The sequence below is a fragment of the Actinoplanes sp. NPDC051537 genome (assembly GCF_055586105.1).
In genome coordinates, this window is sequence record NZ_JBVJIU010000005.1 from 220,389 (window position 1) to 228,748 (window position 8,360).

Annotated in this window: 8 protein-coding genes; 1 reads left to right on the top strand and 7 read right to left on the bottom strand. The window is 72.5% G+C overall.

Features of this window, described 5'->3' with window-relative positions:
* Positions 1-16: 16 nt before the first annotated feature.
* On the top strand, positions 17-853 hold the full coding sequence (locus tag ACZ6TB_RS13570; RefSeq protein ID WP_465554025.1) for a pentapeptide repeat-containing protein: 837 nt from the start codon (positions 17-19) through the stop codon (positions 851-853).
* A 3-nt stretch (positions 854-856) separates the two neighbouring features.
* On the opposite strand, the gene ACZ6TB_RS13575 is transcribed toward ACZ6TB_RS13570, so the two are convergent.
* The 7 genes from ACZ6TB_RS13575 to ACZ6TB_RS13605 all read right to left on the bottom strand — a co-directional run bounded on the left by ACZ6TB_RS13575 (position 857) and on the right by ACZ6TB_RS13605 (position 8,091).
* Entirely contained in the window at positions 857-1,495 is a 639-nt protein-coding gene (locus tag ACZ6TB_RS13575; RefSeq protein WP_465554027.1) for a hypothetical protein, read from the bottom strand.
* Positions 1,492-2,889, bottom strand: a complete 1,398-nt coding sequence (locus ACZ6TB_RS13580; protein WP_465554029.1) for a selenium-binding protein SBP56-related protein — start codon at positions 2,887-2,889, stop codon at positions 1,492-1,494. The genes ACZ6TB_RS13575 and ACZ6TB_RS13580 overlap by 4 nt, the downstream gene beginning before the upstream one ends.
* A gap of 32 nt (positions 2,890-2,921) precedes the next feature.
* Positions 2,922-5,054, bottom strand: a complete 2,133-nt coding sequence (locus ACZ6TB_RS13585; RefSeq protein ID WP_465554031.1) for an ATP-binding protein — start codon at positions 5,052-5,054, stop codon at positions 2,922-2,924.
* 38 nt (positions 5,055-5,092) lie between these two features.
* Complete coding sequence (trmB, locus tag ACZ6TB_RS13590; RefSeq protein WP_465554033.1) at positions 5,093-5,902, bottom strand: tRNA (guanosine(46)-N7)-methyltransferase TrmB; 810 nt, start codon at positions 5,900-5,902, stop codon at positions 5,093-5,095.
* Between the two features lie 15 nt (positions 5,903-5,917).
* A complete protein-coding gene (locus ACZ6TB_RS13595; protein WP_465554035.1) occupies positions 5,918-6,289 on the bottom strand; it encodes a hypothetical protein in 372 nt (123 codons plus the stop codon).
* 56 nt (positions 6,290-6,345) lie between these two features.
* Positions 6,346-7,359: a hypothetical protein gene (locus ACZ6TB_RS13600; RefSeq protein ID WP_465554037.1), complete on the bottom strand. Its 1,014-nt coding sequence runs from the start codon at positions 7,357-7,359 to the stop codon at positions 6,346-6,348.
* 81 nt (positions 7,360-7,440) lie between these two features.
* Positions 7,441-8,091 carry a MerR family transcriptional regulator gene (locus ACZ6TB_RS13605; protein ID WP_465554039.1) on the bottom strand — a complete coding sequence of 217 codons (651 nt, stop codon included), beginning with the start codon at positions 8,089-8,091 and terminating at the stop codon, positions 7,441-7,443.
* Between the last annotated feature and the right edge of the window lie 269 nt (positions 8,092-8,360).

Below are 8,360 nucleotides of genomic sequence, written 5' to 3' on the forward strand. Positions count from 1 at the left end.
TGGCGGCGTTCGTCGTGTGGCTGATGCTCGCCCGGCCCGACCTTTCCCGTACGCCGCCGCGCCCCACCCCCTCGCCACCCGCACCGTCGCCGAGCGCCTCGACGCCATGAAGATCGTGCCGACCGTGGTCGGCGGCGTCGGCGCGATCGTGGTGCCGACCGCCGGCTACCGCAAGCAGCGCAACGAGGACGTGGCCGCCTACTGGGAGGAGACCAAGGCGTTCGCCGACCGCTTCGCCAAGGCCGCGGAGCTGATCGGCAACGCGGAATGCGCGGTCCGACTAGGAGCGGTCGCCGCTCTGGCCCAGCTCGCCGACGAGTGGCCCGGCGGCCGCCAGCAGTGCATCGACACGCTGTGCGGATATCTGCGCCTGCCCTACACGGCATCCGCACCCCCGAGCGGCAACGCCGAGGTCCGCCGGGCGATCATCCGGGAGATCCGCAACCACCTCCGCGACGAGTGGTCGGGGGTGTCCTGGCGGGGATATCGCTTCCGGTTCGCCGGCGCCTTCTTCGACTCCGGCGAGCTGACCGGAGCCGTGTTCGAGGGCGGCAATGTGAGCTTTCACGGCGCGACATTCGCCGGCGAGCCGTTCCTGTTCCACCGAGTCGTATTCCGCCGGACCAACCTCTCGTTCACCGCGGTCACGTTCACGACCGAAGTGCCGTTCACGAAGGCCGTGTTCGACAACAGCACGGTCTCGTTCGAGGACGCGAAGTTCGACGGCGAGGTCGCGTTCACCGATGCGAAGATCCGTGGCGGCCGCCTGACGTTCGACGGCGCGACCCGCGCCCCGGCATCCGTCGTCGACTGGGGGCCGCTGGCGCCGTACGTTCCGGCCGCGCTGCAATGACGGTCAGGCGGTCAGCGCGATCGTCAGCGCCCCCGCGCCGACCATCACCCCGGCCCAGACTTTGTCCATGTTGAACCAGGCCTTGCGCAGGATGTTGACGCCGACGAACTCGTAGACCAGCAGCGCGCACGTGGCCATCACCGTGAACATCGCCAGGGTGTGCACGCCCGCCGCGACCAGGCCGCCGAGCACGGCGGTGCTCGGCTGGGCCGCGCCGCCGGTCATGTGGTGGTGGCCGAGACTCCCGGCGACCGCCGTGGTGGTCAGCACCGGCACCAGCATCAGGCCGGCGCCGTGAGCCGAGGACATCAGGAAGCTCCAGGACGCCAGCTGCGGGGTCGACAGGCGCATGCCGGCCCAGCGGAAGTGCCGCTCGGACAGCAGCCGCCACAGGCCGAAGGCGACCAGGATCAGGCCGCCCACGATGCCGACCACGTTGGCGGCCACCACCGACGCGGTCGCCGAGATCACCGCCGCCACGATCGCCACCGAGGCCAGGTGGCCGGCGGCGATCGGGGGCAGCGAGCGGAACAGCAGGCGGCGGGAACCCTCCTGCATGCCGCGGGCCACGGCGAACAGCCAGCCCATCGCCGGGTTGAGGCCGTGGAAGGCGCCCAGCGCGATCAGCGCCAGCCAGGTCACGGGAAGCAGTACGAGTCGGAGCTGGCGTCGCCGCCCTGCAACCGGGTCTGGTGCACGCGCAGGCCCCGGAACTCGTCGCCGTGCGGGAAGAAGCGCGGGTCCAGGGTGAACGCGTCGGCGTCGATCTTCGCGAGCCACGCGCCGACGCCGTCCGGGTAGAACTGGTCGTCCCACGAGCCGTACAGCGAGTTGGTGACGTAGACGCGCTTGCCGTCGCGGGAGACCTCGACCATCTGCGGGCCGCCGGCCAGCCGCTCGTCCGGGAACGACGGATGCGGCGTACGGCGTACGACGCCCCCGAGGTGGATCGAGCCCGTCTCGACCGGGTGGAAGGGGTCGGTGACGTCGTACTTCTTCAGCTCGCCGGTGCCCCAGCAGGACACGTAGAGCGTCTTGTCGTCGACGGACAGGTCGATGTCGGTGACCAGCGGCGGCACCGCCCCGAACGGCTGCAACGCGGGCGGCAGGGCGGCCACGTCGGCGGGCTCGGCCGGAATGTCGATCACCTTCGTGACCGCGAAGTCGCCGCCGGAAGCACGGTGCCAAATCCACACCGATGCCGATAAATCCTCGACACTCACGACGACGCCGACAAATCCCCACTCGGCGGTGGGATTGTGCGCCGGCCGCAATTCCAAGGTCATCTGATACTGGTCGCCGAGGTCGACGGACTGGACGAGGGTCCTCTTGGCGAGATCCCAGAAGTGGATCCGGTGCCCGTACTTGCGGCCCAGCAGCAGATCGGGGTTAACGCCATCCTCGATCATGGACGGCGTGCCCCACTCCGAGGTCACCAGCACATCGCGGGTGAGGTGCCACCAGAAGTCGTACGCCAGGAACTGGTCCCCGCGATCGGACTCCCACTGACCTCGTACGGTGAAATCGGTGTGATCGAGGACCGCGATGCCGCCCGGCCCGCCGTCGCCGGAACCGGAGCCCAGCGCCGACACGTAGATCCCGTCGGGTCCGCAGTGGATGGTGTGCGGCCGCGAGTAGTCCGCCTTGGCCGCCAGCTCGGCCGCCGGGATCTCCTTGACCAGCTTCGGCGCGCGCGGATCGTCCTTCGTGTCGAGCACATAGATGTTCGACGACCGCAGGCCCGGCACGATCAGGTAGCGCCGTTCGACGTGCGGGTGCGGCGCGGTCGGGCACAGCGCGCTGCTGCACGCGTTCCACCCGAAGTGGTGCAGCTCATCGCCGGTGTGCGGGAGCGAGGTCCAACCCACCACGCGGCCGTACGCGTCGGAGGCCGGATCGGTGTCGACGACGGCGATCGCGTCCGGCTGCTGGGCCGACCGGTCGAAGGCCGCGATGTAGGCCAGCTGCTCCGCGGGCGCGCTCGCGGCGGCCGTGGGAGAGGGATAGAACGTCGGATCGGGAGTCCACCGAGTCATGGACTCCATACTTGTCCGCTAGGTGATGATGGTCAACGAGCATCCATCGGCAGCCGGACGAGCACGGTCGTGCCGGCGCCCTCGTGATCGACCAGCTCGATGCTGCCGTGATGCCGGGTGACCACCGCCCGGCTCAGCGTGAGGCCGAGCCCGGTGCCGGGGATCGCCTTGTCCCGGGCCCGGCTCGTCCGGTAGAGCCCGGTGAACATCTTCTCCCGCTCGTCGGTCGAGACACCCAGGCCGGTGTCGGAGACGGCGAGCTCGGCGGCCCGGCCCGCGGCCTTCAGCGTCACTCCGATGTGGCCGCCGTCCGGGCTGTACTTGACCGCGTTGCCGAGCAGGTTGTCGACGACCTGGCGCAGCCGCTTGCGGTCACCGGGCAGCACCAGGTGCTCGGGCAGCTCGTCGGAGATGACGAGCGCGTCGCCGTACACCGCCGCCCGCGCCTTGGCGAGCGAGTCGCGTACCACCTCGGCCAGGTCCATCGGCGCGAGCTGGATGTCGGCGTGGCCCGCGTCCAGCGCCGAGAGCTCCATCAGCTCGTTGATGATGTACCGCAGCTGGTTGGTGTTGCGGTCGATCACCTCGAGCAGGCGCGGCCCCTCGGCGACCAGCGTCTGCTCGTCGGCCTCGCGGAGCAGCTCGGTGTACGCGCTGATCGACGTCAGCGGCGTGCGCAGCTCGTGCCCGATCAGGGCGAGATACTCGTTCTTCGACCGGTCCAGCTGCCGTTGGAGATCGTCGACCATGCGCCGCTCGACGAACTGGCCGATGTGCGCCGCGATCCCGCTCATCAGGGCCAGCAGCTCGTCCTCGGGATCCTCGACCGTGTCGGCGAAGACGGTCAGAACACCCAAGGTCTCGAATCCTTCCCGTACGGGCACGGCCAGCGCCGCGTGCAGGCGGGAACTCTGGGCGGTCTCCTCGGAGATCAGGCTCTGCGGCCGGCCCACGTCCCTGATCCACAGCGGCTTGCCCACCTGCCAGGCCCGGCCCGCGAGACCCTGCCCGAACGGCAGGTCGACCGGCACGTCGATGTCGGCCTGCCGGCCGGGCGCGCTCCACCGGGCCGCCGAGCGCACCACCCCGGCGGCGTCGTCCACCAGCCAGAGCTCGGCGTGCACCCAGTCGAGGGTGCCGACCACGGCCTCGAGCACGCGCGGCCCGGCGGCCTCGATGCTCGGCGCCTCGGCCAGCGCCGTGGTGACCGCGAGCTCGCAGGTGCGGAACCGCTCGACCCGGCGGCGGCGGGTCACGTCCTGCACGGCCTGGACGGCGCCGACCGTGTGCCCGTCGGGCCCGGTGATCGGGTGGGCGTCGACCAGGTAGTGCCGGGTGCGCCGGTCGGGCCCGTGCAGGATCACCTCCTCGTCGCGGAGGTGGTCGCCGCGCAGCGCCCGGAACAGCCCGAGGTCGTCGCGGGCCAGCGGCCGGCCGCCGGCGTCGGTGAGCCCGTCGTCGGGCAGCGCGTCGCCGGGCAGGCCGGCCTCGCCCCACATGGCCCGCATCCGCTCGTTCACGAAGACGACCTTGCCGTCCGCGTCGCAGGCGGTGACCCCGTCGTGCAGGCTGTCGAGCACCGCGTCGAGGAAGCGGCGCTGCTGGTCGATCTCGTGCCGGGCCTGCTGCTCGGTGATCAGCAGGGTGCAGACCTGCGCGGCCTCGGCGACGGCGGCCACCTCGTCGCCCGACCACTCGCGCGGCCGGCGGTCGCGGGCGCAACAGATGCCGAGGACGGCGCCGTGCTGATCGCGTACGGGATGACCGAGATAGGCCCCCGCCTGCCCGGCCGGCACCCGGTCGTCGGCGGAGAGATCGGTGACCAGGATCGGCGCGTCCGTGCGCAGCACGATGCCGGCGAGCGACTCCTCGACCGGGGCGTCGGCGATCTCGTCCCAGGAGCCGGCCATGCCCCAGCCGCCGTAGAGCCGCAGCCGCCCGTGCTGCACGAAGTGGATGAGCCCGGCCGGCGCGTGCGCGGCCCGGGCGACGAGGGCGGCGAGCTGATCGGCGGCCCCGCTGGTGAGCACGCCGCGATGCAGCTCGGCCGCGCCGGCGAGCAGGCCCTGCTCGAGCACGCCCGGCCGCCCGTCGGCCCCGCCCTCGACCGTAGCGAGGGAGCCCCACGCCCGGGCCGCATCCGGGCCGGGGTCATTTCGCCGCATGGCCTACCTCCGGCCTTCAGCGTACGGGAGATACCCGGTCAGAAGCGGCGTAGATACCGCAAATCCGCGATGGGCCGCCCGGCCGCGACGCCGCGTCGCTCGAACTTCGTCTCGGGCCGCCCGGCCCGGTCCGCCCAGCCCTCGCCGCCGGCCGTCTCCGCGCCCGGCGCTGCCTCCGCGCCCGGCGCTGCCTCCGCGCCCGGCGCTGCCTCCGCGCCCGGCGCTGCCTCCGCGCCCGGCGCTGCCTCCGCGGCCGGCCGGTTCGCGCCGGCGCGGATCAGGCCCGGGTCGGCGTCCAGCGTCTCCGCCATCGCCTCGGCGTAGTGCGGCCAGTCCGTGGCGCAGTGCAGCACGCCGCCCGGGCGGAGGCGCTCGCGCAACAGGGCCACGTTCTCCGGGCGGATCAGGCGGCGCTTGTGGTGGCGGGCCTTCGGCCACGGGTCCGGGAAGAAGACGTGCACGGCGTCGAGCGAGCCGGGGGCGATCTTGTGGAGCAGCTCCATCGCGTCGGCTCGGGCGACGCGTACGTTGGCCAGGCCTTGATCTTGAAGGTGCGCCAGCAGGTTGGCGATGCCCGGCGTGTGCACCTCGACGCCCAGATAGTTTCGCCCCGGATCGGCCGCCGCCATCGCGGCCGTGGTGTCGCCCATGCCGAAGCCGATCTCCAGCACCACCGGCGCCTCGCGGCCGAAGAGAGCCGGCAGATCGAGGGGCGTGCGGTCGCCGTCGGGCACGGTGAGGCCGAACCGTGGCCAGAGGGCGGCATGCGCGTCGGCGGTGCGGGCGCCCATCCGGCCCCGGCGCGGGTGGAAGCTGCGGATCGGCCGGTGCTCAGCGGTCTCGGTCATAACCGCTCAAGAGTATTAGGCGCTCACGTCGATCCGCCGGGGGCCGCTGCGGGACAGGTAGTCCAGGGCCTTGTCGAGGTGTTGCGCCAGCGGGTTCGGGCCGCCCGCTCGCTCGTACCGGCGATGGAGATCCTTGAGATAGACCGCGGTGACCGGCTGACCGGTCGTCAGGTGTCCCGCCGCCCGCTCGGCCGCGAGGGCCGCCGCGAACGAGTTCGTCGCATCGCGCCCGACCCGCTGCCCGGTCGCCTGGAAGATCAGCTCCCGGTCGGCGGCGGTGAGGTGGTCGAGGTCGTTGCGCTCGTTCCGGTCCGCGCGCGGCGTGCGGTGCGGCGTGGCGACGGGCAGGCGCGGGGTGTGCGCGGAGCCCAGGCCGGAGACAGTCATCGGCGTTTTCCCCCATCGCTGGTCTAGTTTCCTGTTCGGCACGGGGGAGAAGCGACTTAGCGGGTGGGGCGGACGCTCGGCTGTGAGCCGGAGTGGAACGGCTGGCGCTTCCCGTCGGTCAGGCCGACCACCGTGACCCAGGAGCCGCCGCGGTACTGGCTGGTGACGACCCCGTGGGTGGCGTCCAGGTAGGTCATCTCACGGTCCTGGGCGGCCCCGACCGTACGCTTGACGCCCGTCGCCGGGTCGAGCTCGACCACGTGGACGGGCTGGTTGTCGGCGGTGGTCTCGCCCTGCTGGTAGGCGGTCCAGGCCAGGCGGGCGCCGTCCCCGCGCCAGCTCGGCACGACGGCGAAGCCCTGCGTTTCGAGACTTCCTCCGCCGTACGCGGCGACGGTCTGCTCGCCTCCCGAGGTGACCGTGCCGACCGTCAGGCAGGAGTCGTAGACCGACTCGCAGTCCCCGCCCCGGAACGCGATCTTCGCGCCGTCCGGCGACCAGGCGACGGCGTCGTCGGCGCGCAGCCGGTCGGTCAGCGACCCGGTCCGGGCGGCGGTGGCGACCGGCTCGGGCGGAAGGTCCTCGCCGCGGCAGTCCCGGGGGAAGAGCACCTCGGGTGTTGTCGCTTTCGTCGCCGCGACCCGGTAGACGCCCGGACCGCCCGTGCAGGACAGCGAGGCGAAGGCGATCCACTTGCCGTCCGGTGACCAGGACGGGCCGCCGGCCGCGCGGGTGGTGAGCCGCTTCGGGCTCGTCCCGTCGGCGTTCATGGTCCACAGTTGGGCGCCGGCGAGGTAGGCGATCCGCTTGCCGTCCGGCGACCAGCGCGGCCGGGAGTGGCCGCCGCCCGTGGTCAGCCTGGTTTCCTTGGCGCCGCTGCTCACGTAGATCTCGCCCGACCGAACATAAGCGATTTGTCGGGCGGTGGTCGCGCTTGGGGCCGGCGTGCTCGCCGATGCGGGCTTGGCGGCGCCGGCCGTGGCGACCGCCGCCGATGCGGGCTGCGCGGCCCCGGTCATGACGGTTGCCGCCGAAGCCGCCGCGGCCGCGATTGCGGTGATCATCTTCATGCCCTGCATAACGGAACGCCCCCCGACGCGCCTCGCCCCTTGCGAGCTACACCTCAGTGATCGTCCGCAACCGTTCTGCTCCTAAGGGATTTCCGGATTCTCACCCAGGCCGAGCTGACGGGCGCTCTCGTGCTGGTGCGCGAGCATGCGCAACGCGTTGAACAGGGCCTCGCCCAGCACGGTCCCGAGCACGACCAGCTCCATCCGGCTCGCCGGGTCGGGCCGGTCGAGCACGGCCCGCACCTCGACGGCGGCCAGCCGGTCGGCGGACTCCGCGTACTCCCCGAGCTGCTCGAACAACTCGCCCACACCGAGCGCCCCACCGGCGGACAGGGCGTCGGCGACCAGGTCGATCTGCGGGCTGTCCATCGGCACGAGCCACCCACGCTCGGCGATCAACTCGAGCACCCGCTCCCGGGCGGCTCCCCACTCCGGCGTTTCCCGATCGGGCCGGTGCTTCGGGGTCACGGCCGTCTGAGCCGAGCCGAGCAATTCAAGAGGATCATCGGCGTACGCCCGAAGCGCCGCGACCACCTCCCGAGCCCCCGCCACCGAGACCCCGCCGACGTCGACGAGCGCCCGGATCAACGTGAGGCGCCGCAGATGCTCCTCGTCGTAGTCGGCCTGGTTGGCCGCGGTGGCCACGCCCGGCGGAAGCAGCCCTTCGCGCAGATAGAACTTGATCGTCGGGATCGGCACCCCACTGCGCCGGCTCAGTTCTCCCACTCGCACCTCGCGATCACCGCCCTTCCTCGCGTCTCGCCATCTTCGCCTGTCCCGCGCCTCGCGGTTGTCCGCCCCGCGCCCCGCCTGCTGCGGCCCGCAGTCGCCCGCGCCCCGCCTGCTGCGGCCCGCAGTCGCCCGCGCCCCGCCTGCTGCGGCCCGCAATCGCCCGCGCCTTCCGCCCCGCGCCTTCCGCCCCGCGCCTTCCGCCCCGCGCCTTCCGCCCCGCGCCTTCCGCCCCGCGCCTTCCGCCCCGCGCCTTCCGCCCCGCGCCTTCC

What these genes read in the sequence shown, in the direction of transcription:
- ACZ6TB_RS13585 (WP_465554031.1), bottom strand. Translation starts at nt 5,054, where the DNA reads ATGCGGCGAAATGACCCCGGCCCGGATGCGGCCCGGGCGTGGGGCTCC.
- ACZ6TB_RS13595 (WP_465554035.1), bottom strand. Translation starts at nt 6,289, where the DNA reads ATGACTGTCTCCGGCCTGGGCTCCGCGCACACCCCGCGCCTGCCCGTC.
- ACZ6TB_RS13580 (WP_465554029.1), bottom strand. Translation starts at nt 2,889, where the DNA reads ATGACTCGGTGGACTCCCGATCCGACGTTCTATCCCTCTCCCACGGCC.
- trmB (WP_465554033.1), bottom strand. Translation starts at nt 5,902, where the DNA reads ATGACCGAGACCGCTGAGCACCGGCCGATCCGCAGCTTCCACCCGCGC.
- ACZ6TB_RS13600 (WP_465554037.1), bottom strand. Translation starts at nt 7,359, where the DNA reads ATGAAGATGATCACCGCAATCGCGGCCGCGGCGGCTTCGGCGGCAACC.